This is a genomic window from Anabaena sp. PCC 7938 (assembly GCF_049315035.1).
Taxonomy (GTDB): Bacteria; Cyanobacteriota; Cyanobacteriia; order Cyanobacteriales; family Nostocaceae; genus Anabaena; species Anabaena cylindrica.
Window position 1 is genome coordinate 229,791 of sequence record NZ_CP186034.1, and the last position, 23,099, is coordinate 252,889.

Genomic DNA, 23,099 nt, shown 5'->3' on the forward strand with positions numbered 1-23,099 from the left:
ACGAATTACGAATTACGAATTATGAATTATTTAAATGCTTCTTGAAGTTCCTCTAGCGTCAGAGATTTAACTAAACTCAATGGTAGCGGTTGCTGACTAATAGTATTAACGTAATCTGCACTTAAGTAGGGCAGGTAACTCTGCTGTTCAGCTATATAGGTTTGCAAGAAAGGAACACTTAAAGCTTTGACATAGCTACGTGCCAATGCGGGATATAAACCAATTACCTGTGTAGGAACAGGCACAACTGTATTCGGTGATTCTGCAATAGTAGAAAAGTGTGTGCCACTATTGATCAGCATTAAATACTTATTTGGTGTTGTTAACCAGGTAAAGGGTATAATTTGTTCTGGTAAAGCTGGAGCAATGGTATCTGCACTGCCAGATATCATCATCACTGGAATTTTAATTTGGCTGAGACTAGCTGACCCCATAATACTACTGTTAACAGGGTTAATTGCAATTATTGCTTTAACTCTTGGGTCGAATAAATTATATTCTGTATTTGGTAGATTTATCGCTAAACATTGAAGTAAGAGGGAAAGATTTAGTGTATTGTTTATATATGGGCAATCTTTTTTTAATTGCTCAAAATTAATCCTTGCCCCTGCTAATGCTAAAGCTGTATAGCCACCAAAAGATTGTCCGATAACTCCTATTTGTTGTAGATTTAAACGCCCTTGAAATACTGGGTTATTTTGAGATAACCGAGTTAGTTCGTCTAATAAATACTTCACATCTAACGGCCTATCAATAAACTCTCTGGGGCTAGTTACTGTCTGTGATTTTCCTGCTAATAGAGCTTGCAATTGTTCTGAACTACTACCAGGATGCTCTGGAACAGCAACTACAAAGCCTGATTGAGCAAGATGTTCAGCGAGGTAAGCAAAACTACTTCTATCAGAACCAAGTCCGTGGGAGATGACAACAATTGAACGCGGATTTGAAACATTAGGTAAATAGATATCGGCAGGAAAAGTGCGGTTGCGAGATTGGTCATTAAGTGTGATAGTTTGCTTTTGCCAAGTAAATTTTCCTGGTGTTTTGATATCTGCTGAAAGTCCAGAAGTCAAATTAGATGGGGTTGATTTTAGTTGGGATTGTTGATTAATTAGTGCTACTGCATTTTGGGTTTTATTTACTAAATCCTGTAATGTTGCTGCAATTTCTAAGCTGCGGTCTAAATTAATTGAGATTGATCTGGCGGGAAATTTGCGTAATATATTTAAAAGCGTCAAATTATTTGGCTCTGCCGCTGCTAAAATGAGTGCTGCTCTAATTGCATAGAATCCTGATAAACGAGATTCTGTTTGAATAACTTCTCCCAATCTTTCTAATAATCTCTCACCAATTGATGTATAAAAAAATTGCGAAATATTTACTATATTCAAGGGAATAGGAGTTACTAAAACTGTTCGCAGTCGAGTTAGTTGTGTTTTATTGGCATACTTAGTATACACGGCTAAATCATCATCTATTTCGCCTGTTTTGGCATATTTTTCTAGTGAATAAATCGGTATAGATTCTTCTAAAATGCCGACAGAAAGGGTTAATCGCTCTGCACCTAAAACAGGATAAGCAGTTAGTGCAGGTAATAAACCTATACCAAAAAACCCACAAACTAATTTAGTCCAAACAATCCGTTTAGTTATGAGATAAGCCATTCAACTCCACCTTTACCGGATACGCCACTTTTTTGAAATCTTTCCCACGCCTGTTTGAAATGAGTGGGCGCTGGATTACTAGCATCATAAACTACAATAACATTTGTTAGCTTCCTCCCCGCTGGGACTAAAATTTTACCATTAGTTGCTAAAGCTCTCGATGCTCCCCCATCTAAATTCATCGCTTCATAGCAGCCTATGACTTTCATTGCTTGGGCTTCTTGCTGTAAATTGAGATTAATTTCAAAATTAACCAAAAACAGCTTTGTACCATCTTTAGAAAAACCAATTGCTGTCCTTGCACCAGTACCTAAAACCGCAGGATCTTTAAAACCCTCAATCGTTGGGTTCAGCCAAATTTGACCTTTTCGCAACAGTCTAGGACCACAGGTGATAGAAAACCAATGTTGATTCCATTCTGGTTTTCCGTCAACTCGTGCTGTCACCATTTCGGGTTTATTCCCAATACCCAAACCCAATGTAGTACCAAAGTTTTCCCACTGACTGTATTTGAGAAATTTGCCTCCTGCCACCATATTACCCATAACTGTTTTTTGGGCATTTTTGGCAAAAAATGTACCATTAGCAACGACAGTTGCACGAGAACGGGCAACCATGTTGTTAAAATCTTCATCACCGCTGGTTTTCTGCATGGTGTTAGCTAAAGTTGCATTATTTGCCAAACCAATGGTCATGAAAGTGTTGGGGTCAGTGAGGTCTACAATAGTTTGATAGAAAGGAATACCGTTGACTTTGCTTTTCTTTACTTGTACAGTTTGGGCGGTGGTAGGTAATGCCAGTGTGAGTCCTTGAGCTAAGGTAGCACCCCCCAGAAATAAAAAAGACCTGCGATCCATTTTAGAAATTGGCATAATTCGTAATTCGTAAGTTGTAATTTGTAGTTGATGATGGCAAATTAGGTTTTGACCAATGACCAATGACCAATGACTTTAAGTATATTATTTTTCATAAACCCTATGGAGTTCTCAGCCAATTTACTCAGGAATCTCCCCAACACATTACGCTGAAAGACTATATTGATGTTCCTGATGTTTATGCTGTGGGGCGTTTAGATTGGGATAGTGAAGGTTTACTCTTGTTAACCAATGATGGAAATTTACAGCATCGTCTCTCTAACCCGCAGTTTGGACATAAACGTACTTACTGGGTACAAGTAGAACGCATTCCTGATGCTGAGGCTATCAATAAGTTATGCACAGGGGTAGAGATTCAAAATTATCGGACTCGACCTGCGCAAGTTAAGCTATTTTTAGAAGCACCTGCGGTCAATGAGCGTAACCCCCCGATTAGATTTAGAAAAAATATTCCTACAGCTTGGCTAGAAATGACTCTCACGGAAGGGAAAAACCGTCAGGTGCGACGTATGACTGCTGCGGTAGGGTTTCCTACTTTACGATTGATCAGGGTGAGTATTGCCCAGCTACAATTAAATAGTCTACAACTAGGTGAATGGCGCGACCTCACACCCTCAGAAATACAAGACCTGAAAAAATTTCGGTTTTAACACTTTGCAAAACTACGATGGTAATCCAGAATTATTCCTGAGAATATCTGTTGGCTATTACAATTGATACTGCTACTAATATTCCCTAGTGAATCCACAGCCTTCAGGGTCAGCTAATTGTCAATTGTGGCACTTTGGATATTAGTTGCTAAAAGCATCTTAGAAGGAAAATCGAGGAATTTCCAATATGCTGATTTGCCCTCACTGCGAATTTGAAAACCCTAATGACAATAAGTTCTGTCAAAAATGTGGCACGTCCTTAATTCACAGGACTTGTCATCAATGTAGCGCAGATGTGCTTTTAGATATGCAATACTGCCAAAACTGTGGTGCTGAATGCGGCACAATTTGGTGGGCAATTATTACCCAAGAAACATCTGTTGCTGTTTCAGAAGTTGAAGATGGTAAATTAACACAACATCAGGGAAGTACAAGCTCTCAGCCACAATTTGCGGTAGGCTCGTTTTTAGACAGGGGGCAACGTTATCAATTATTGGAACCATTACCAAGTCCAGAGGTTTTTGCTGCCAACACTGAGGTTAAAGTCAGGGTTTTAGATTGCCAACCTTATCAGATCTCACCTATTGAGGCAGTGTTAGATAATGGACCCCAGGGGTTGATTGTACCTTCAGTAAGTGTCATTGGCATTCCTCCTTTGGCTCAAGCTTATGTGACATTGCAACCGGATCGTCCACCGGGAATACCACTAATTCACGATGCTTGGCAGCAAGATAATATCCAGGTTGTTTTAATTGAAGACCGTTCTCATTGGCAGTTGTTAATAGATGCCTGGCAAGATCAGGAAACCAATCCGTTACAGATTTTACACTGGTGTTATCAAATGATTCAACTGTGGGGGATACTGGAACGGGTGAATTGTCGCCAAAGTTTGTTGGAGTTATCGAATCTGCGACTGGATGAAGATCAGACGCTGGGATTACAACGGTTGTATCTGGAAATACCTGGGGGTAATTTGTCACCAGATGAGGAAGAGTCTTTAACTATCAAGGCTTTGGGACGGGTTTGGCACGCTATATGTAGGGAGTCCCAACGCACCCAGTTGGGTTCGGCTATGCAAATCTTGGAGGATTTAGAAGTCGGTAAGATTGAAACTTTGGAAGAGTTGCGATCGCGTTTACAAGATATAGCTACAGAACTAGAACCACCTTCCCCAGCTGATTTTAGTTCGACCGCAACAAATAATACTACTTCGCCAACTATGTTGCAAGATAATTATCGGGAGGATATTGATAAAAACGAAGACGCACCAACCATGATCCTGTCCATGCAGTTAAAGAGTGTAGAAAATACAGGACGCACTGATGTCGGTCGTCAACGCAATCACAACGAAGACTATTTTGGCATTGAAACCAGCCAGCAAAAACTGGAATTACCCAGAAGTCGTATCTTACAAGCACGAGGTATATATATTCTGTGTGATGGCATGGGGGGACACGCTAGTGGTGAAGTGGCTAGTGAGTTGGCAGTCAAGACTGTGCGGCAATATCTCCGCCAAAATTGGGTTTCTGAGGAACTACCAACGGCAGAAACTATCCAAGCAGCGGTTTTTCTGGCTAATCAGACGATTTACAATCTCAATCAACAAGATGCCCGTTCTGGTGTTGGACGCATGGGTACTACCTTGGTTATGTTGTTAATGCAAAACACTAAGTTAGCAGTTGCTCATGTGGGAGATAGTCGCCTTTATCGTGTCACTCGTAAGCGCGGATTAGAACAACTTACTGTAGATCACGAAGTTGGTCAACGGGAAATTGCCAAAGGTGTAGATTTTACCATAGCTTATGCCCGTCCAGATGCCTACCAACTCACCCAAGCTTTGGGACCACGAGATACAAATTTTCTCCATCCTCATGTAGATTTTTTCGAGATTCGTGAAGATACGCTGCTACTGTTGGCTTCGGACGGTTTATCAGATAATGATTTATTAGAAAATCATTGGCAGACTCACCTGGAACCGTTACTTAGTTCTGGCGTTAATCTGGAGTTAGGTCTAAACGACTTGATTGATTTAGCCAACGAACACAATGGACATGACAACATTACAGGTATACTTATTCGGGTAAAGGTATGCCCCAATCAGCAAAATTTTCCATAAATTAACTCGTTAGCAATTTCAGTTCCATAACTATCGTCAATTTTCCATTTGAGAAAATTTGTGATTGTGAATTTCTTAACTTTTAGGTTGTATTGTGGTTACTCTGACCCTATTAGACACGCAACATAAAACTCCACTCAAGCAGTGGTGCTTTGAGGGTTCCACCGTGATTCGCATTGGTCGAGCGGTGGATAATCACGTGGTTTTAAATGATAGTTTGGTTTCACGGTATCATCTGGAACTTAAGCAATTTAGTTCTGGTAGTAAGGGTGATGCTTGGCAGGTAATTAGTCAAGGCACAAATGGTACTTTTCTGAATGGTACTTTGATAAATAAAAGTACGCTGCCAGATGATTCTTTTCTGGAATTAGCACAGGGAGGTCCTTTACTCAAATTCCAACTTCAAGATACACCAGAACCAACTGCTTCACCTTGGCAGCCAATACACAAGGAAATTCAAAACCCCAGTGCGGCTTGTACCCATGAAGGTAACTCTCCGGCTAATTTATTTTGTGTTCACTGCGGCCAACCGCTCTCGGTTAAACAGCAAATTCGCCATTATCAGGTTTTACGAACTCTAGGACAAGGAGGTATGGGTACTACTTACTTGGCTTGGGATGCCACAGGTTTAAGTACGGGTGTACCGCAACTGTTGGTATTAAAGGAAATGAATGCTGATATGGCTAGAATTGCCAAAGCTCAGGAATTATTTGCACGGGAAGCTAATGCTCTTAAATGTCTTAATTATCCGGGAATTCCTAAGTATTACGATTTTTTTGTAGAGAATGGTAAAAAATACTTGGCTATGGAATTAATTCATGGACAAGATTTAGAAAAACGTATATATAATGCTGGGCCTGTTACACCCAATCAAGCGATCGCTTGGATGGTGCAAACTTGTGATATTTTAGAATATCTCCATGGTCAAGAACCGCCACTAATTCACCGTGATATTAAACCTGCTAACTTGATGGTGCGGAGTGCTAATAATCGTGTGGTGGTGTTAGATTTTGGTGCTGTCAAGGAAACCGGCACCGCACCGGGGACAAGAATTGGTGCAGAAGGTTACTGCGCTCCTGAACAAGAACGAGGACAACCTCTCACGCAATCAGACTTATATGCTGTCGGACCAACAATGATTTTTTTACTTACAGGGGAAAATCCTCTGAAGTTTTATCGTCAAAGAGGAAGGGCTTTTGGCTTTGATGTCAGAAGTGTTCCTACTATTACGCCCCAACTCAGAGAGGTGATTGAGCGGGTTACGGAAAGTCTACCACGCGATCGCTATCAAAGTGCCAAAGAATTGGCTAAGGCATTAATCTCAGCTACCAGCTAGAAAAATCTGGTTAGTAGTTAAGTTCAATTCTGGGAAAGTAGGTGAAATTATGAGGTTATCACCCCTGAATGAGTCGATTTCATAATTATCCCCAACTAGAGAACAAACTGATATGGTAGGCTGTTTGGGGTCATTCACAAATTTAGTAGCACCAAAAGGCTGGTAATCTACTATCCAGTATTCTTTAATTCCCATTTCCTCATAGTCACTATATTTTTTATAGTAATCTACTCGCCAATTAGTGCTGACAATTTCTATAAGTAAGGGGACTGAATCACTTTGAGTTACTGTTGATTCTTTTTCCCAAAGTGGTTCATTGACCAAGTTTCTGGAGTCTATCAACAAAACATCTGGGGAATAAGCTGATTCGCTTGTCGGTGGTTTAACTAATGCCTGTTTGGGAATAAAGTAGGGAAGATTGAGTCTGTAAAACTCTACTACGAGTTTTGTTACTAAAAACCCGGTACTTCTTTCATGTTTTCCCAATGGTGGATTCATCTTGACAATTTCCCCATCGTGAAGTTCATAGAATTCCCCATCTGGTTTCCATTGAATAAACTCCTCAAAGGTTACTAGCTTGGTTTTCGGTAAGGCTTGAATCATGATTTACTGCCTTAGTCAAGATACCTGTGTTGATGACTTACTCGTTGCGAGTATTCCAAATAACTATAATGCCATATCCTTACTGCTTTAAATACTTAGATATAGCTCTTATAGTTTTTAGATACTTAGCGATTTAGTTGTCGTCCCAATTTTCCACGGCTAGTAGGTCAGCAATTGGATCTTGTACACTAAAGCCAAAGTCTTCCAATTCCTGTTTCCAATGCTGCCAGTCATTACCATATAGCAAGGCAATTTTCCAGATGCTATCGGTTGGCTTGATAATATTCGATTCTACGAGTGATTGCACGTTACGCTGCAATTTCACCATAGTGTGAATTACTTGCTGAGTCATAAACTCGATGTATTACTGATTTTATTTGGATGAATGCCTAAATTAAAACTACTTTCCGGTTGGCAAATGTTACTGGTGCGTAGGGCGCTTTATATTTGGCAAAGTAAGTCTTAACTTTTTTAGTATACCATAACAAAATCTAGTCAATTACTAGTAAATTCGGTTTTGTACGGTAATTACGACCACAGAATACCAGTTGTACTGAACAGCCATACCTGCGCCTTACTCCTCCAGGAAAGCAAGCATTCGACTGAGTTTACGCAGAAGTCTAAGCGCCGTCAGAGAGAGTGCAGCTATCGCCATAGCCAATTTCAGAATTTACCAGTCCTGAGAATTGCTATGATAGCGCAGTTTCAGAGAAATGGGAAAATTTTATTTTGGTGGCAAAACCCATAATTTACGGGCTACTTCACAGTTTTTGACAGATGATAATATTCGCAAGTGTTGAATTTGAGATGAATTTCAACACTGTCTATAGGATAGCAAACTTCTGGGGATTTCCCTGTGGTTATCAATTCTTTATATATTTGATCTGCGCCTTTAGCTATGGATGATAGTTTTCCTGCGGTTGTGGGTAATCTGAGAGTTAGGAGAGTAAAGATTGCGGTTAGTTAAGTATTTGCCGCAGTAAATTTTAAAGCATGGCAATTTCCAGCGACGACTATTTGATTAAGCGTGGTAAGCAGATTGAACGTAAGAAAAGAATTGTTACATATATTGGACTGGTTTCATTTTGTGGTTCAATGCTTTTTGGGGGTGTAACTACTATACAAAAGGCTTGGGAAAGTCCCCTACCATCACCAGTACAATCGGTGGAGACTGAACTACAAAAACAAGTAAAAGGTTATGAGTTGGTTTTGCAGCGAGAACCAAACAATCAATTAGCGCTGGAGAAACTATCTATGATCCGGTTGCAGTCGGGGGATAAGCAAGGTGCGATCGCACTCATGGAGAAATTGGTGCAGCAGCATCCTGACAGGCAGGATTATCAGACTATTTTGGCGGATGCGAAGAAGAAGGAGAGCGATAATCCCTAGAGTTAGCTGCTATATTTAGTAACTCAACTAACTATCTTTAAATCATCTTAACGCAGAAATTAGTATGGCAGCCTTAATTATTTCTCATCAGTTATATTTATATTTCAAAATTGGGTAATTGTTCAGCTTGGAATTTAGCGATTGCTTGTTGATTTTCTACTTCTAATACAATTCTGCTGTGCAGATGTGGTAAAAGTATTTTCCACTGTTTTTCACTGATTTCCACCACTAGAGAAATTTGCATACTTTCAGTAATATCTATCTCATCTTCCATCATTAAATTCATAGCGATGCTAGATAAGATTAAATCAGCGGTTTCTGGCTCGGTATTACTAACATATATCAGTAAGGTTGTTTGATGAGCATTAGAATCAGTAGCTATGGTTCTGATCACTTCCCCAAGTTGCAAATATAAATCATCTTCTGATTGATTCCAGTCAGGAAACATGATGAGATTAATATATCGAAGATTAAAAGGGTTAAGAGTTTGACTAATTAAAATATCGCTAACAATATTGGCCATTTTAGACCAAGAAAACTTTTGAGATTGTTTCAATCCTGCTTCAATTAAATAGCGTCTTAAACTAGGTTTCTGTACTTCACATAAAGCATTAGTCATACTCTCAATATTATTATCTTTAACATAAATTACTGCTTCTCCTCCAACTTCAGGTAAAGAAGCATTAGAAGTAGTAATTACAGGACAACCACAGGCCATTGCTTCGGCTACCGGCATTCCAAAACCTTCATATTGAGAAGGATAGACTAATGCTATTGCTCCAGCATAAGCTAGTCTTAATTCATCATCACTTAACTGCAATCCATGAAAAGTACATCCAGCAGTATACCGTCGCCATTCGGAAGATAATTGATTACCTGCGCCAGTAGATACTATATCAAAACTGTGTTTATTACTAAGTTGGGAGAATGCTTGAAAAAATAAAATTGTGTTTTTATATCCCGCCAATCCACCTAATAAGAAATATGGTTTATTGATGCCGTATTTATATTTGAAAGCATTAATTTCACTGTTAGAAGCAGGGGAAAAATGAGAAGAAACCCCACAATGAGCAACGGTAATTGATTCTAATGGTATCTCTGGGAAAAATGTATTTAGGTCTTTAGCTGTATTTTCTGATATGGAAATAAAGGCAGATGCATGTTTGATTGCGTGATGTTTTTCCAGCCACATTGGTTCATTTAAGTTGCCGCCTAAAACTTCTGGTATCATGTCATAAGCCATAAATACAGATGGTGTATCAATGGGAGTGGTGTAATAGGTGGAAATAAATAATTCTGCTGCTTCTTCATCGCAAATCTGCTGAAGCATCTGGTGATCACTTTCAGTATTGTTATAGTTATAGGGAGATATATTCCGATAACGAATACCATCAATTTTGGGGGCAGTGTCAGCCCTATCTAAAACTACAATATGGTTGGCAAATTCAGTGCTTGACCATTGTTCCAAAAGAGATTTCCAAACTCTAGCAATTCCGGTTTTATAGAGTTGAAAAAATACACCATCAATTAGGATAATAGGTGTTTTTATTTCAGGAATATTTATTAGTTGATCGACATTTAATGAATTATTTATTGTTAGTATTTTACTAACAACTTGGTTGAAATCACGATACAAAAGAGATTCTTTTTGAGATGATAGTAATTCACCTATTTTAATGTTATCAAATAAATTTTCGGGTAGATTTTTGTTTGTAGTTAATAGATGTAAAGAAGACCCATCTGTATATAGCTTTAAGTTATACTTTTTCGCTAATATTTCTAAGGATTTTATTGTATAAATAGCAATATGTTGACCTTCATGAGGAGTATAATACCACCATTCATCAGGTTTAGGATTATTGTCCGGTAATAATGATGTACTAAATAAAATATTAGGAGCTAATTTAAGCATTACCTCTAATTCTTGCAAGGGATCAGTAAAATGTTCAAATAACTCAAATGCTGTAACTAATAACAACTCAGATTTAATTGTCTCTATTAATTCAAAACCTGTTGCAAAAAGATTTTGACAAAATTTATCTTGCCAATAAAAATTAAACCCCTGGTCTCTCATCAACCTGACAAAAAGACCATAACCACCGCCATAATCTAAAAATTTAGCGTCGTGATCGAAATAATTAAATAGCAACTTAGCTGTAATATTTGCCATCATATTATTACGATACACTAAACCTACATCACTAGGGGCAATTGCTTCTGAATAAGCCTCATCCAACCAGTAAGGATGTTCTGTTTGTACAAAACCACAGTGAGAACACTGAAAATAATCAGCATCATATTTCTGAAGTATTTTTGCTGTAGAGAAGTAATGAGAATCTGAATTACAAATTTTACATTTTTTTGATTTTGTTTGACCGTAGGAGAATTTTGATAAATTAGTTGATATTGCTTCAACTTTTAGTTCCGGAAGAATTTGATTTTCAATTTTTTCACCATCTTGTACAAATTTAATAATTTGCTGGATTCTTTTTTCTATTGTATGATAATTTAAGATTTTTTCTCTAGCTTGTTTAGTTATTTTTTCTAAGTCAAATAAATTATTTAGATTTTGAACAAGATGTAGTAATTGTGGAAAATTGCCAATATCATAGGGAATATAATCTTCATACTCAACAAATAAACTACTACATATAGGTTGAGATTGTAATCTATATTGTAATAGTGCTGTTCCACAAGACATTGCTTCAAAAACTCTTTGTGTATAACCTCCCATATTAGTAGGCAGGTTAATTATTGCATAAAAATTATTGTAGAGATTAACTAACACATCTGGTGAATTGTGAGTTTCAATCCATCCATTGACAAATACTACTGCCCTTGCTGCTAATAACTGCTGTAATAATTCTCTTCTTTGGTCATATACACCAGGAATATTAAAATTTGTAATCTGTCCAAAGAAAAACATTTGTTTTTGACGCTGGTCAATAGGAGTTTTGATTTTAAAACTATCTTCATCAACACAAACTGGAGAAAAACAAACATTTTTTCTATTTTCAAAAAAACTTAAGTCTCTTTCATCACAGCAAATAAAGTAATCAAAACATAAACTAGCACTTGCCGATTTCTCAATCGTATTAGGAAATTTAGCATTAATTATAGTTTCCCAGCAAAGACAAACAGTAGTCTGTTCTAAATTTTGCCAGAAATCTCGTTTTTGAGGTTGATCATGTAGAAAAGGTAAATAATGATCTCCTCCTATTATTATTATGATATCACTTGTACTTTTTTTTAGGTTTTGAAATAAAATCTCATAGCTTGATTCATTTACAGAAAATACTTGACCTAATAATTTCATTTTTTCTAAAGTTTGCAACCATCCTTTACCAACGTTCCAAGGAAAGGAAGAAGAGTCGAGATAAATTAAGTCTATTTTCATAATTTTTTCTCCTTATTGTACAGCTATGAATTTGGCTTTATAAAGTCTGTATAATCTGTGTGATACTTGCACATATTTGTTGTTGTTCTTGTATCAGCATTTCTGGAAAAAGAGGTAAGATAAGAGAGTGATCTTGAGCATATTGACTAATATTTAATGCTTTACATTCTAATTGAGAACAGTTACAAGAATTATACTTTATACCACAATGCCAAGGTTGATCATGATATGATTCTTCTCTATGAGCGCACATTATTCCTCTTCGTGTGGCAATTCCTTGATCTAATAATTTTTGCATTACCGCTGTTTGATTAATATAGTCAGCTAATTTAATACAATAACTTTGCCAATTAGTTTTTGCCCATAATGGTTCTGTTGGCAGTTCTATTCCAGAAATATTAGATAATAATTCTTGATATTTTTCCGCTAGTTGTCGTCTTTGAGAGATTATATTGGGTAATTTTTTCAATTGCTCTCGTCCGACTGCTGCTTGAATATCAGTCATTCTGTAGTTATAGCCTAAAACAGGATAGGTTTCAAAAATGACTTGTTTTGAACCATGACGCACGGTATCTGGTACACTCATACCATGTTGTCGCCATAATCTGAACTTTTTATCCCATTCAGGATTAGAAGTGGTTAGCATTCCACCGTCACCAGTGGTAATCACTTTACGAGGGTGAAAGGAAAAACAGGCAATATCTCCATGAGGTTTACCAATTTTTTCCCATTTCTCCTGCCATAATATCTCACTACCGATCGCACAAGCAGCATCTTCAATGACTGGTAAAGAATATTTTTTTGCAATAGCTAAAATTGCCTTTAAACTACAGGGCATTCCCATTTGATGCACTATTAAAATTGCTTTAGTGCGATCGCTGATTACAGGTTCAATTAATTCAGGATTAATATTATAAGTTTCCGGTTCAATATCCACAAATACGGGAATAGCACCACAGTAGCGAATGCTATTAGCTGTTGCAATGTAAGAATGGGATACTGTAATTACTTCATCACCATGTTGAACACCTACGGCTAATAAAGCCAAATGTAAGGCCGTAGTGCAACTAGAAACAGCACAAGCATATTTTGCACTTACATAGTCGGCAAACTCTTCTTCAAAAGCCTTGACTTGTGGACCTTGTGTCACCCATCCTGATAAAATTGTTTGACTTGCTGCTTGGGCTTCTTCTTCACCTAGAAAAGGTTTAGCGATAGGAATAAAATAAGATTTTTCATTCATAATAAATTATTGTGGATAGAAAATAGAGTAAGATAACTGTGAATTTTTTAGAAAAAGCAAGAGTATATTTTAATCAAAAATATGAATTTAAAACCTAACTAAAATTTAGATAGGTTATAAAAAATTCTTCGTTGTTTTCCACCAATCAACTAAACGAGTTAAACCTTCTTCTAAAGAAATCTCAGCTTTAAATCCTAGTAATCTTTCAGCTTTGCTAGTATCAGCCAATCTTTTTTGTACAGGATTAACTGTTCTTTCATCTGCGTATTCAGGTTTAAGATCAGATTTCATGACTTTTAAAAGACTAAAAGCTAAATCATTCAAACTAGTTTCTATCCCACTAGCAATATTAAAAACATCATCCCTAATATCACTTTGAGCAGCTAAAATATTTGCTCTAGCAATATCTTCCACTGAAATAAAATCCATTGTTTGTAATCCATTACCAAAAATAAGCGGTGGTTTTCCCTCTATAATACGATCCATCCATCTAACTAATACTTCGGTATAAACGCCATAAATATCCATCCTTGTACCATAAACGTTAAAATAGCGTAATGCTACATAATCCAATCCATACATTTCATTAAATGTGCGTAACATACCCTCATTAAAGGTTTTGGCTGCACCATAAAAAGTCCGGTTATTATAAGGGTGATGAGATTCAGTAGTAGGAAATTCCTCTGCCATACCCAGAACAGAAGCGGAAGAAGCTGCGATAACTTTCTTAACTTGTGACTTAACCGCTGATTCTAAAACATTATAAGTACCATCAACCAATACTTCTAATGCTAATCTTGGATCTTCGGCACATTGAGTAATACGAATTGCAGCTTGATGAAAAAGAACATCAACACCGGGCATAATTTTGTTCAGCAATTTTTGATCTCGAATATCTCCTTCGATAATGTTGATATTCCCATTGGCAATTGCCCATTCCAAATTAGCTTTCTTACCCCTGACAAAGTTATCAAGAATAACAATTTCTGAAACTCCTTGTTTAACTAATTGATCGGCAATATGAGAGCCAACTAATCCTGCACCACCAGTTATTAACACTTTATTTTTGATCATAGTTTTATCTGCTTTATCTCTTAATTGTTAGCAACATAGTTAATGTTGGATTTAGACTTTGAGTAATTTATGACTTTAACTGCCCAGAATAATTCTTGTTTAATGCTAAGATAGCCCTTTTATTCCAGTTTAGCTTTATAAGTGCTTCAATTGCAAATTTAGTATCGTAAACTGTTCTTTTTAATTCCCATAAGTTATTGCTTAGATTCCATATTCCCCATGAAGATGCTATATTGCCATCTCTAGGTTGACCAACTGAACCTGGATTAAATATAATTCCTCCATTTTGGATTTTACGGATTAACGGGTAATGAGTATGTCCTAAAAGTAAAATTTCGTTGTGTTTGGGAAACCAATCATAAACCATATCATTGTCAGGATAATATCGTCCATTTAAATTATTGCCAGGAGTCCCATGGCATAAAGTAATCTTATGATTATCAATCGTTAGGGTATTACTTGATTTTAAGTGAGACAACCATTCAAGTGCCGATGGTTCGTTTATAAGCAGATCTTCTCTATTTTGTCTAGCTATTAAGTAATAATCTAAATGTTTATTCAAATTATTAGCATAGGCCTCTAAAACAATTTCATCATGATTTCCTTTAATAGCAGAAATATTATTTTTACTTAATAAAAGACGATAAGTTTCCGATGCCCATGGGTAATAACCAAATACATCACCCAAAATAATAACTTCATTGATATTATTAGCAGAAATATCTTCCAGAACAGCTTCGAGAGCATATTTATTTGAATGGATATCGCTAATAATTGCAATTTTCATATTATATATTTTGAAGTAAAGTTTTTATTGCTGTTTCTGAAGTATACTCTGGTTGATAATCTAAAAGTTGAGAAGCTTTTTTTATAGAAATATTCCAACGATCATTCTCATTAGTATCATTGCCTATAAATTCATAGGTATTGCCAAATTTTTCTGTAATTAATTGGGCTAAATGAAGCATTGATAGCTGGTTGCCGGATACAATATTAAAAGTACCTGATATATCTATATTTTCAATAGAGCTTATAAATGCTTTAGCAATATCAGTAACGGCAACAAAATCTTGGGTTCTAGTTCCTTTTCCATAAATTTTTATGATTTTATCTTCTCTGGATTCTTCGATCCATTTTCTTACTACACTAGTCGGCATCAATGCCAAGTTAAAACTAACTGGGCTTGAAACTCTAAAGATATTGAATTTAAACCCGTATTTTTCTGCATATTCCTTTAGATAATTTTCACCTAGGTGTTTAGACATCCCATAAGGTGTAACAGCGTTAATAGGAGAAGATTCTACAATTATTGAAGGTAATGGTTTTTGAATAAAACTAAAACTACTTGTGAAAATAGCTTTTTTAACACCTGCTTTACCTGCTAATTGAAATAGTTTTACACTAGCGTCTATGTTAGTTTTTCTAATGCGTTCTTCTTCAGCTAATGTATTCCCAATAATCGTTGATGCTGCATTATGTATTAAAATATCAACATCATTTAAAAATGGCTTGATACTTTCAACATCAATATCGGACAAATCTGCTTTAATCCAGTTAATATTTTTGTGCTGTAATGAAATATTTTTTCTATATATTGCATTAACTGAATAGCCTAAAGTAGAAATTTGTTTTACCAATTCGCTCCCAATAAGACCGGAAGCACCTGTCATAAAAATTTTTCTTTGATTTGTCATAACATTTTTTCTATAGGAATAATAACGTGTTCAAAGGCTCTTATAGCTGCGACGTTAGTACGATAATTTAATCGAGAGAACTTCTCCCCAAATAAGTGATTTCTTAAAAGAATATCAACTTCATTGAACCCAACATCGGCTCTCATGGGGGTTGTACCTGAAAACCGAGGATGAAAATCAAAGATATACAATGCACCTTTATGTTTCCGCAATTGTATATTTAAAGGACCTCTGCTGTCAAATTCTAGCGCGATTTTTTCACAAAAATTACTTACCTCTTTGTCCTCCACAAAAAAACCTTGTGAGTACCCTGTAGAAACTGCATAATCTTGATCATGTATTTGTTTAGTTGTTAGTAAGGATAATCCAATTAACTTTCTTCTCATAACAATACTATCGATAAGATTACCGTCTTTATCATTTAAAATACCTACTGTATATTCATTGTCGGCATCACCAATATATGGTTGGATACAAAAAAAAGATTTGTTGTTAATTAATCCAATTAGTTTATTTAATTCTTCTCTAGTTGCAATGAGTTCTAAACCTTTTGAGCCTCCTGTCCCAGTAGTCGGTTTTACAATAAAGGGAAAATTGAATAGTGTTAAAGCTGCTTCATATTCTTCTAGAGGAAAGGTTGGTATATATGGGATTCCCATCTTTTTTAATTTTTTTTCAAGTAGAAATTTATCATTCATGTAAAACATTAAATCACTTCTGTTACAAACTATCTTACAGTCTTTAAATTGATTAGTATTATTTGAAAGCACCGTAGTTTCTGCTTCAGATCCAGGTACAATAGCATCTATTTTAAATCGGTTTACTATTGTTTTGAGAGAATCTATATAATTTATATCTTTTGCTAAGGGTAACAAAGTATGTTCATTGGTTTGATACAAGCCCCAAGCAAAAGGATGAGCATCAGCAGCCACCACATTCCATCTTTCGCTAACATCAGGAGAGTTTCTTGTTAAAGCATGAAGGATTCCTGAACCCACACTTCTACCACCAGTAGCCGTTACCAATATGTTTTTTTTCATGTTTTTACATTATTAATTATGCCTTTCTAAATCATTAAGAGTTATAATTAATGTATTAATCAAACTTTTTTCATTCAAACACTTTTGTTTTATTCTCTCACCAAATGTTCTCGAAAAAATAAGAATACATTCAGGTGGATTGCTTAAGATATCTTGAAAAGATTCCACCGGCTTGGACAGAGTCGGCAAGTATTTATCATAAAGCTCACTATTATCATCTATGAGACGAAAATTGTTGTATCCGGTTAGGTATAATGAATTAATTGCTCTTATAGGAGTATAAATAGCTAATTCAAAACTTTGATATTGTGCAAAAAGTTGCTTTAAACGTAAGATATGTAAATTTATTTGCTTGAATAAATCATTGGGTAATATCTGCTCATAAATGAAATTTTTTGTAGAATTACTGTTAATTTTTGTGGCAGTGGCAATAAAAGCACCTTCTATAAGGGAAATATCTTCTAAAAAAAGACCTGCTTTTTCTATAAGTTGAGTAATTGATTCACGAGTAAAATAACTATAATGCTCATGAATAAAAATGGATATGTCACCTTTTATTAGACAAGCTTCACAATTGGGAACACTAAAAATTATTTTCCCGTTTTCATTCAAATAGTTAGATTGCTCACCAATAAAATCTAAGGGATCTTCAATATGCTCCAAAATTCCAAAACTAAATATTAAATCAAATCTTCTTTTAATCCGGCTGGAAGGAAAAAATCCCTTTATTAATTCTATTTCTTCAAGACCTTCTACTCTGCTATGATTACCTGGTTCAATACCAGTAAGATCACTAATACCTTTCTTTTTTAGTTCTCTAAGTATTATTCCTGAGCCAAAGCCAACTTCAAGTACACTGGAGGTTTGATTAAATTTAAAATGAGAAAAGATATAGTTAATTATTTTTTCGACGTAAATCTTACCAGATTCACTAGAAATAGATCCTTCGGCCAATGAACCTTTTAAGTAAACTTCCCTGAGTATTTTACTTAAAGATTCGGTTGCCTGCTGTCTAAACATTTTTAATTCTTCATCAAAATATAAATTGAAGGGAAGCACTTCGGGCATTCCTCCATTATCAGGTAATTCATGGGACTTAAAAAAGAAAGGGAGCTTATTTATTTGCATTATAAATATAATCTTGGCTAATTAGATATTCATTACTATTTCTTGTATTAATTTGTAACTAAAGACAATTACGAATGGTTTCTGCAATAATCTCTAAAAAATCACTTGATAACTCAGCATAGATGGGTAGAGATAATTTCTCATTTGCAGCCAATTTACAGCATGAAATCATGGTGATAAATTAGATGTTTTCCAGTTTAATTCTACTAATTTACCCTGATGTTTCATAGATTCAGTGGCAGCCTCGAGAATTTTTACTACTCGCCACCCTGCTTTACCATCAGTCACAGGGCAATCGCCTGTTTCAATACAGTTAATAAAGTGGGATACCACTCTATTTAGAGCTTCTGTCAGATCCAGTTTTGGACACCACATATCTCCAGTGCGATAACCAATTAGCATTTTATACAGATTATCCTGATTATTATTGATTGTAATTCCTTTGTCATATAATTTGACTTTTTCACTAGGTTCTAGATCATCATAAACAATCATCTTTTGGCTACCACCAATTAGTGTACGTCGGACTTTTACTGGAGCAAGCCAATTAAGATGCAAATGAGCAATTAATTGTTCATTAAAAAATAATGTCATATAGGCAATATTTTCTGGCTCTCCACTTACATGACTTATTCCTGTGGCAGATACAGCACAAGGTTTGGGAGGTAGAACATAATCCATAATTGATAAGTCATGCACTGCTAAATCCCAAATTACATTCACGTCATGCTGAAATAGCCCTAGATTGAGACGAGAAGCATCGTAATAATAAGTATCACCTAGTGTATTAGTTTCTACAATCTCACGGATTTTACGAATTGCACCCGTATAAACAAAGGTGTGATCTACCATGAGAACTAGATTGCGTTTATCAGCTTCAGCAATTAATTGTAATGCTTGTTCAGAGCTTGCGGTCATGGGCTTTTCTATTAAAACGTGCTTTCCAGCCCGTAAAGCTTGCATAGCTATATCGAAATGGGATGAAACTGGAGTTGCAACAGCGATTGCCTCAATCCGATCATCATTGATTAAATCTTGATAGTTTGACGTTATACCAATAGTAGGGTAACGGGATTGGACTTGTGTCAATTTATCTAGCCGGAAATCACTAACAGTAATTACTTGGGCTTCTGGTATTTCATAAAAGTTACGTACCAGATTTGGTCCCCAATAGCCGTAGCCAATTACACCAATTCCTATCATAATTCACGCTCCCGCACATCACCTGTTACTCTGGCGGGTACACCCATAGCGATCGCGTATTCAGGTACATTATTAGTTACCACTGCTCCAGCAGCAACCATTGCTCCTTCACCTATTCTTACACCACACATAATCACTGCACCGCTACCTATAGATGCTCCACGTTTGATTTTAACTGGAGTTACATTCCAATCAGTTTCTGTCTTCAAAATACCATTGCTTGTGGATCGAGGATAACGATCATTGATGAACATCACACCATGACCAATCAGCACTTCATCTTCTATTTCCACTCCTTCACAAATAAAACTGTGGGAAGAAATTTTACAACGATTACCCACAATTACACCTTTTTGTATTTCTACAAAAGCGCCTATTTTAGTATCATCTCCAATTTTACATCCATACAAATTAACCAATTCGGGATGATGGATTGTGACATTGTTACCTAATTTAACATCTTGTGAAATTGCCATGTACAATTCTCTTATTTATTTCATAATTTATCCCTCATCCACTGTAATGCTTGAGGGTAATGGTTAAGTGATGGTTAATCTTGATCTTTACATAATCACACTATACTTTTTTTTATGAAAGCAGATAGCTATATAGCAATTCCCAAGCTTATGAAATACACCCCACCCGCGCTGTCGCGCACTCTCCCCTTACCAAGGGGAGGGTTGGGGAGGGGTAATTTTGTATCTTACTAGAGTGGGAAAGGCTATATCATCATTTATTGTTAACCATCAATATACTTTTGCCACATTTTTTTATAAGCATTCTCCAAATCACAAGTAAATTGCTTACCATTCCATAAGGATGCAGTTTGACGAGACTTTAATAATTTCCAATGAATATTTTTCCTGAAATCAGTCTCTTTGCCTAACTTCACACCCCATTCAATATACTCCTCATCACTCCAAGCGATACCTTCAGTAATACCCGCATTTACCATCATGCTATAACTATTACGAGCCGAAAATTGTTCTCCCACTTTTGTTACTAAGGGTATACCTACCCATAGGGTTTCCATAGTGGTAGTTGCACCATTATAGGGATAGGTATCTAATACCACGTCTGCAATTTGCAAATTAGCACGATGAATTGCTGATGACGGCACTTTATTCAAAAAACGTAATCTTTCCTTGCTTACTCCCTCCTCTTCGGCAATTTTTTCAAAGAATTGTCTCACTACACCTACTTCTTTATGAATATCTTTAATTAAAAAATAACTATTGGGTACTTCTTTCAGAATTTTCATCTGTAACCGCACATTATCAGGGTTACGTTTATAACCTGCTTGAGCGCTAAAATAAATTACAGCATCATCGGGAATCTCTAAATTTTTCCTGGTTAAAGTCGGTACACCAATTTCAAAACCATCAACTGCTAAATATGTATTTGGTAAACGCCAAATTTGCTCACGGTAATATTCTTGAGCATATTCTGGTAAAACATAATTGTCTGCAATATAGTAATCTATGGTTGGTATTCCTGAACCATCCCAACCTAACCATGTCACCTGAATTGGTGCTGGTTTCAATGCCATTGCTTCACAACTAATATCCGCAGTCATGCTATCTAAATCTACTAAAATATCAATTTCATCTTGATATATTTGTTCAGCAATTTCGATGCCATCTCTTCCTAATTTTCTAACATGATCTGATTTCTGCTCATACCAATCTTGCAAGAAATCATGAATATGAGAACGGTAAGTTACAAAATAAGTATAAATTTCAAATTCTTCCCGATTATGATGTTGATATAACCATCTTGCTAACCAACCTACAGAATGTTCTCTTAAGCAGTGGGAAAGATAACCTATTTTTAATTGTTTTTTTGGTGTTTTAATTCTTTGAAAATGAGATTGAGAATAACGATTAAACTGTTCTTGAGCATAGATTTGAATATTGTTTTGGCAAACTTGCAAGACTTGATTATGCAAGAATCTATTTTCTCTAGGTGTATCACGAATATAGGGTAAATAATATGTACAGTTTAATAAGCGATAAATTCTAGTTCTCTCTAAGTTTGGTTGTTCTTTAATTAGCTGATGTAAATAACTTTCATATTTCTCAATTATTGGTAAAGCTTCATACCACCTTCCTCCAGAACGTAGAAAACCCTGTAATAACATTACGTAAGCATTAATAAAATCATTAGTCTTTTCAGCTAAATTACATATCTTTTTACTAATATCAATACCTTGATCAAAATTACCTAGTTCATAATGAAAAGTTGCTAAATGACTCAAAACTTCCGAAATAACTTCCGGGTTAGGATAATTAATTGCTAAAGCTAATTCAGCATATTTAATAGCTAAATCAAACCTATGTCCCGTATAAGCTGCTTCCAAAGCAGTTAACATTACAGTATGAGTAAGTTGTAAATTATCTAGATAAGAAATACAAGCTTGGGGAAAACTTAATATCCAAGCTTCACTCCAGATTAATTTGAGAGTTTTTTGTAGGACAGCAAATAACAATTCTCTATCTATTTCTTCTAAGTCAGAATTTAAAATTCCAATAATTTCTAATTCTTGAAAATTTTCTTCTGTGAGATTTTCTAATTCTAATGATAGTTTGATTAATTCTAAAATATTGTTAATATCTCCAGGAATAATTTCTCGAAGATGTTGACGAATAACCCAAGCAAATTTATATTCTTGTAATTCGTCCTGTCTTTGTGCTTCTGTTTGTAAAACTGTAACTAATTCATAAGTCCACTGTTCAATTTCTGCATCTTCTCCATCAAAAACTGCTAACATCCAACTAGTTTGTGCTTCTGCTTCTTTTCCTTGTAACAGTAAGGATAATCCTAAATACCAGTGACATTCTTTAACTTCTGGTTGCTGATTAATTAATTCTTGATAAAGTGTTGAGGCTTGGAGATATTCACCTGTATAGAAATTTGTAAAAGCTTGTTTTTTTAAAGATTCAAAATTATTCATAACTACAAGAATGAAAAGTAGTAAAAATAAAATAAAAAGTAGGTAAAAGAATGCCTACTTTTGTTTGGTAATATCAAATTGTCTATAGTAATGGATTTAACATTCAGTAAATTTTAAATCCATTTCATATATCTGACTACTCAATTGCTTTGAAAGTACCTGCACATTTTGGTGCGGTTGTATCGGCTGTCACACTAACACTTACACCACTAGCTGCATAAGCACCTGCATCTTTCTTCTGACATAGAATTGCAGTTGTTGTTGTTGCACCACCAGATTGAATCAAGTCAGTAACACCGATAAATGCTCTCAAGTTAACAGCATTCACAGGCTCTGCAACGTTAAGTACAGCAACCAAAGCATCAGCAGCAGTTAAAGCACCACCAGCAGATTTCTCAAGTTTGTAAGTATAGTTAGTAGTACCAGTAGCAATACCTAAACCCATGAGAGTGATATCGGTAGCAAAGGTTTGGTTTTCTAAGTAATAGGTTTGCTGACCACGGTTCATAGAACCAGCATATTGCTTACCTTCAGATTCTCTAGCTTTGTTAGCTTGGTTCAAGAAGGAAGGTAGAGCGATCGCTGATAGAATACCGATAATGATGATTACAACTAACAGTTCAATTAAGGTGAAACCTTCGTTGTTATTTTTTTTGCCGAGGAGATGTTGGATAAATTTAGCTTTCAGTTCAGTTTTCATAGTAGTTTTCCTTGGGGTGAAGTATTGTTTGTTC

At 35.7% G+C, this 23,099-nt stretch carries 19 protein-coding genes; 4 read left to right on the top strand and 15 right to left on the bottom strand.

Annotated features, from left to right (window positions below):
• Positions 1 to 26: 26 nt before the first annotated feature.
• Positions 27 to 1,664, bottom strand: coding sequence for an alpha/beta hydrolase (locus tag ACOWPH_RS01150; RefSeq protein ID WP_015213590.1), 1,638 nt, complete (start codon positions 1,662 to 1,664; stop codon positions 27 to 29).
• Positions 1,649 to 2,536: a phosphodiester glycosidase family protein gene (locus ACOWPH_RS01155; RefSeq protein ID WP_015213591.1), complete on the bottom strand. Its 888-nt coding sequence runs from the start codon at positions 2,534 to 2,536 to the stop codon at positions 1,649 to 1,651. Before ACOWPH_RS01155 ends, ACOWPH_RS01150 begins: the two co-directional genes overlap by 16 nt.
• A gap of 65 nt (positions 2,537 to 2,601) precedes the next feature.
• Here ACOWPH_RS01155 and ACOWPH_RS01160 point away from each other — a divergent pair, with 65 nt between their 5' ends.
• The 3 genes from ACOWPH_RS01160 (at position 2,602) to ACOWPH_RS01170 (ending at position 6,641) form a co-directional block, all read left to right on the top strand.
• A complete protein-coding gene (locus tag ACOWPH_RS01160; RefSeq protein WP_015213592.1) occupies positions 2,602 to 3,189 on the top strand; it encodes an rRNA large subunit pseudouridine synthase E in 588 nt (195 codons plus the stop codon).
• Positions 3,190 to 3,376: 187 nt separating this feature from the next.
• Positions 3,377 to 5,305, top strand: a complete 1,929-nt coding sequence (locus ACOWPH_RS01165; RefSeq protein ID WP_015213593.1) for a serine/threonine phosphatase — start codon at positions 3,377 to 3,379, stop codon at positions 5,303 to 5,305.
• 94 nt (positions 5,306 to 5,399) lie between these two features.
• Positions 5,400 to 6,641 carry an FHA domain-containing serine/threonine-protein kinase gene (locus ACOWPH_RS01170; protein ID WP_015213594.1) on the top strand — a complete coding sequence of 414 codons (1,242 nt, stop codon included), beginning with the start codon at positions 5,400 to 5,402 and terminating at the stop codon, positions 6,639 to 6,641.
• On the opposite strand, the gene ACOWPH_RS01175 is transcribed toward ACOWPH_RS01170, so the two are convergent.
• On the bottom strand, positions 6,627 to 7,244 hold the full coding sequence (locus ACOWPH_RS01175; protein ID WP_015213595.1) for a Uma2 family endonuclease: 618 nt from the start codon (positions 7,242 to 7,244) through the stop codon (positions 6,627 to 6,629). The two genes, ACOWPH_RS01170 and ACOWPH_RS01175, sit on opposite strands and share 15 nt — an antisense overlap.
• 133 nt (positions 7,245 to 7,377) lie before the next feature.
• The gene (locus ACOWPH_RS01180; protein ID WP_015213596.1) at positions 7,378 to 7,596 is read right to left on the bottom strand and encodes a DUF4327 family protein; all 219 of its coding nucleotides are present in this window, start codon (positions 7,594 to 7,596) and stop codon (positions 7,378 to 7,380) included.
• 641 nt (positions 7,597 to 8,237) lie between these two features.
• Between ACOWPH_RS01180 and ACOWPH_RS01185 the strand changes: the two genes are divergently transcribed.
• Complete coding sequence (locus ACOWPH_RS01185) at positions 8,238 to 8,633, top strand: tetratricopeptide repeat protein (protein WP_015213597.1); 396 nt, start codon at positions 8,238 to 8,240, stop codon at positions 8,631 to 8,633.
• A 97-nt stretch (positions 8,634 to 8,730) separates the two neighbouring features.
• Here the strand turns inward: ACOWPH_RS01185 and ACOWPH_RS01190 are convergent, their stop codons facing one another.
• The 11 genes from ACOWPH_RS01190 to ACOWPH_RS01240 form a co-directional block, all read right to left on the bottom strand.
• Entirely contained in the window at positions 8,731 to 12,030 is a 3,300-nt protein-coding gene (locus tag ACOWPH_RS01190; protein ID WP_015213598.1) for a glycosyltransferase, read from the bottom strand.
• Positions 12,031 to 12,067: 37 nt separating this feature from the next.
• Complete coding sequence (locus ACOWPH_RS01195; protein ID WP_015213599.1) at positions 12,068 to 13,273, bottom strand: DegT/DnrJ/EryC1/StrS family aminotransferase; 1,206 nt, start codon at positions 13,271 to 13,273, stop codon at positions 12,068 to 12,070.
• A gap of 114 nt (positions 13,274 to 13,387) precedes the next feature.
• Entirely contained in the window at positions 13,388 to 14,347 is a 960-nt protein-coding gene (locus ACOWPH_RS01200) for an SDR family NAD(P)-dependent oxidoreductase (protein WP_015213600.1), read from the bottom strand.
• Positions 14,348 to 14,414: 67 nt separating this feature from the next.
• Positions 14,415 to 15,134, bottom strand: coding sequence for a metallophosphoesterase family protein (locus ACOWPH_RS01205; protein ID WP_015213601.1), 720 nt, complete (start codon positions 15,132 to 15,134; stop codon positions 14,415 to 14,417).
• A 1-nt stretch (position 15,135) separates the two neighbouring features.
• Positions 15,136 to 16,041, bottom strand: coding sequence for an NAD-dependent epimerase/dehydratase family protein (locus ACOWPH_RS01210; RefSeq protein WP_015213602.1), 906 nt, complete (start codon positions 16,039 to 16,041; stop codon positions 15,136 to 15,138).
• The gene (locus ACOWPH_RS01215) at positions 16,038 to 17,081 is read right to left on the bottom strand and encodes an ATP-grasp domain-containing protein (protein WP_015213603.1); all 1,044 of its coding nucleotides are present in this window, start codon (positions 17,079 to 17,081) and stop codon (positions 16,038 to 16,040) included. Before ACOWPH_RS01215 ends, ACOWPH_RS01210 begins: the two co-directional genes overlap by 4 nt.
• Before the next feature lie 12 nt (positions 17,082 to 17,093).
• Positions 17,094 to 18,209: a class I SAM-dependent methyltransferase gene (locus tag ACOWPH_RS01220; RefSeq protein ID WP_015213604.1), complete on the bottom strand. Its 1,116-nt coding sequence runs from the start codon at positions 18,207 to 18,209 to the stop codon at positions 17,094 to 17,096.
• A gap of 168 nt (positions 18,210 to 18,377) precedes the next feature.
• Positions 18,378 to 19,412, bottom strand: coding sequence for a Gfo/Idh/MocA family protein (locus ACOWPH_RS01225; protein ID WP_015213606.1), 1,035 nt, complete (start codon positions 19,410 to 19,412; stop codon positions 18,378 to 18,380).
• A complete protein-coding gene (locus tag ACOWPH_RS01230; RefSeq protein ID WP_015213607.1) occupies positions 19,409 to 19,888 on the bottom strand; it encodes an acyltransferase in 480 nt (159 codons plus the stop codon). The genes ACOWPH_RS01225 and ACOWPH_RS01230 overlap by 4 nt, the downstream gene beginning before the upstream one ends.
• A gap of 263 nt (positions 19,889 to 20,151) precedes the next feature.
• Positions 20,152 to 22,365: a hypothetical protein gene (locus ACOWPH_RS01235; protein ID WP_015213608.1), complete on the bottom strand. Its 2,214-nt coding sequence runs from the start codon at positions 22,363 to 22,365 to the stop codon at positions 20,152 to 20,154.
• A gap of 136 nt (positions 22,366 to 22,501) precedes the next feature.
• The gene (locus ACOWPH_RS01240; protein ID WP_015213609.1) at positions 22,502 to 23,065 is read right to left on the bottom strand and encodes a type IV pilin-like G/H family protein; all 564 of its coding nucleotides are present in this window, start codon (positions 23,063 to 23,065) and stop codon (positions 22,502 to 22,504) included.
• Positions 23,066 to 23,099: the final 34 nt, after the last annotated feature.

Bases quoted from the DNA above. Each gene is read 5' to 3' on its own strand.
- ACOWPH_RS01230 (WP_015213607.1), bottom strand. From the start codon at position 19,888: ATGGCAATTTCACAAGATGTTAAATTAGGTAACAATGTCACAATCCAT.
- ACOWPH_RS01165 (WP_015213593.1), top strand. From the start codon at position 3,377: ATGCTGATTTGCCCTCACTGCGAATTTGAAAACCCTAATGACAATAAG.
- ACOWPH_RS01160 (WP_015213592.1), top strand. From the start codon at position 2,602: ATGACCAATGACTTTAAGTATATTATTTTTCATAAACCCTATGGAGTT.
- ACOWPH_RS01155 (WP_015213591.1), bottom strand. From the start codon at position 2,536: ATGCCAATTTCTAAAATGGATCGCAGGTCTTTTTTATTTCTGGGGGGT.
- ACOWPH_RS01240 (WP_015213609.1), bottom strand. From the start codon at position 23,065: ATGAAAACTGAACTGAAAGCTAAATTTATCCAACATCTCCTCGGCAAA.
- ACOWPH_RS01175 (WP_015213595.1), bottom strand. From the start codon at position 7,244: ATGATTCAAGCCTTACCGAAAACCAAGCTAGTAACCTTTGAGGAGTTT.
- ACOWPH_RS01190 (WP_015213598.1), bottom strand. From the start codon at position 12,030: ATGAAAATAGACTTAATTTATCTCGACTCTTCTTCCTTTCCTTGGAAC.
- ACOWPH_RS01185 (WP_015213597.1), top strand. From the start codon at position 8,238: ATGGCAATTTCCAGCGACGACTATTTGATTAAGCGTGGTAAGCAGATT.
- ACOWPH_RS01200 (WP_015213600.1), bottom strand. From the start codon at position 14,347: ATGATCAAAAATAAAGTGTTAATAACTGGTGGTGCAGGATTAGTTGGC.
- ACOWPH_RS01180 (WP_015213596.1), bottom strand. From the start codon at position 7,596: ATGACTCAGCAAGTAATTCACACTATGGTGAAATTGCAGCGTAACGTG.
- ACOWPH_RS01195 (WP_015213599.1), bottom strand. From the start codon at position 13,273: ATGAATGAAAAATCTTATTTTATTCCTATCGCTAAACCTTTTCTAGGT.
- ACOWPH_RS01205 (WP_015213601.1), bottom strand. From the start codon at position 15,134: ATGAAAATTGCAATTATTAGCGATATCCATTCAAATAAATATGCTCTC.
- ACOWPH_RS01235 (WP_015213608.1), bottom strand. From the start codon at position 22,365: ATGAATAATTTTGAATCTTTAAAAAAACAAGCTTTTACAAATTTCTAT.
- ACOWPH_RS01215 (WP_015213603.1), bottom strand. From the start codon at position 17,081: ATGAAAAAAAACATATTGGTAACGGCTACTGGTGGTAGAAGTGTGGGT.
- ACOWPH_RS01210 (WP_015213602.1), bottom strand. From the start codon at position 16,041: ATGACAAATCAAAGAAAAATTTTTATGACAGGTGCTTCCGGTCTTATT.
- ACOWPH_RS01150 (WP_015213590.1), bottom strand. From the start codon at position 1,664: ATGGCTTATCTCATAACTAAACGGATTGTTTGGACTAAATTAGTTTGT.
- ACOWPH_RS01220 (WP_015213604.1), bottom strand. From the start codon at position 18,209: ATGCAAATAAATAAGCTCCCTTTCTTTTTTAAGTCCCATGAATTACCT.
- ACOWPH_RS01225 (WP_015213606.1), bottom strand. From the start codon at position 19,412: ATGATAGGAATTGGTGTAATTGGCTACGGCTATTGGGGACCAAATCTG.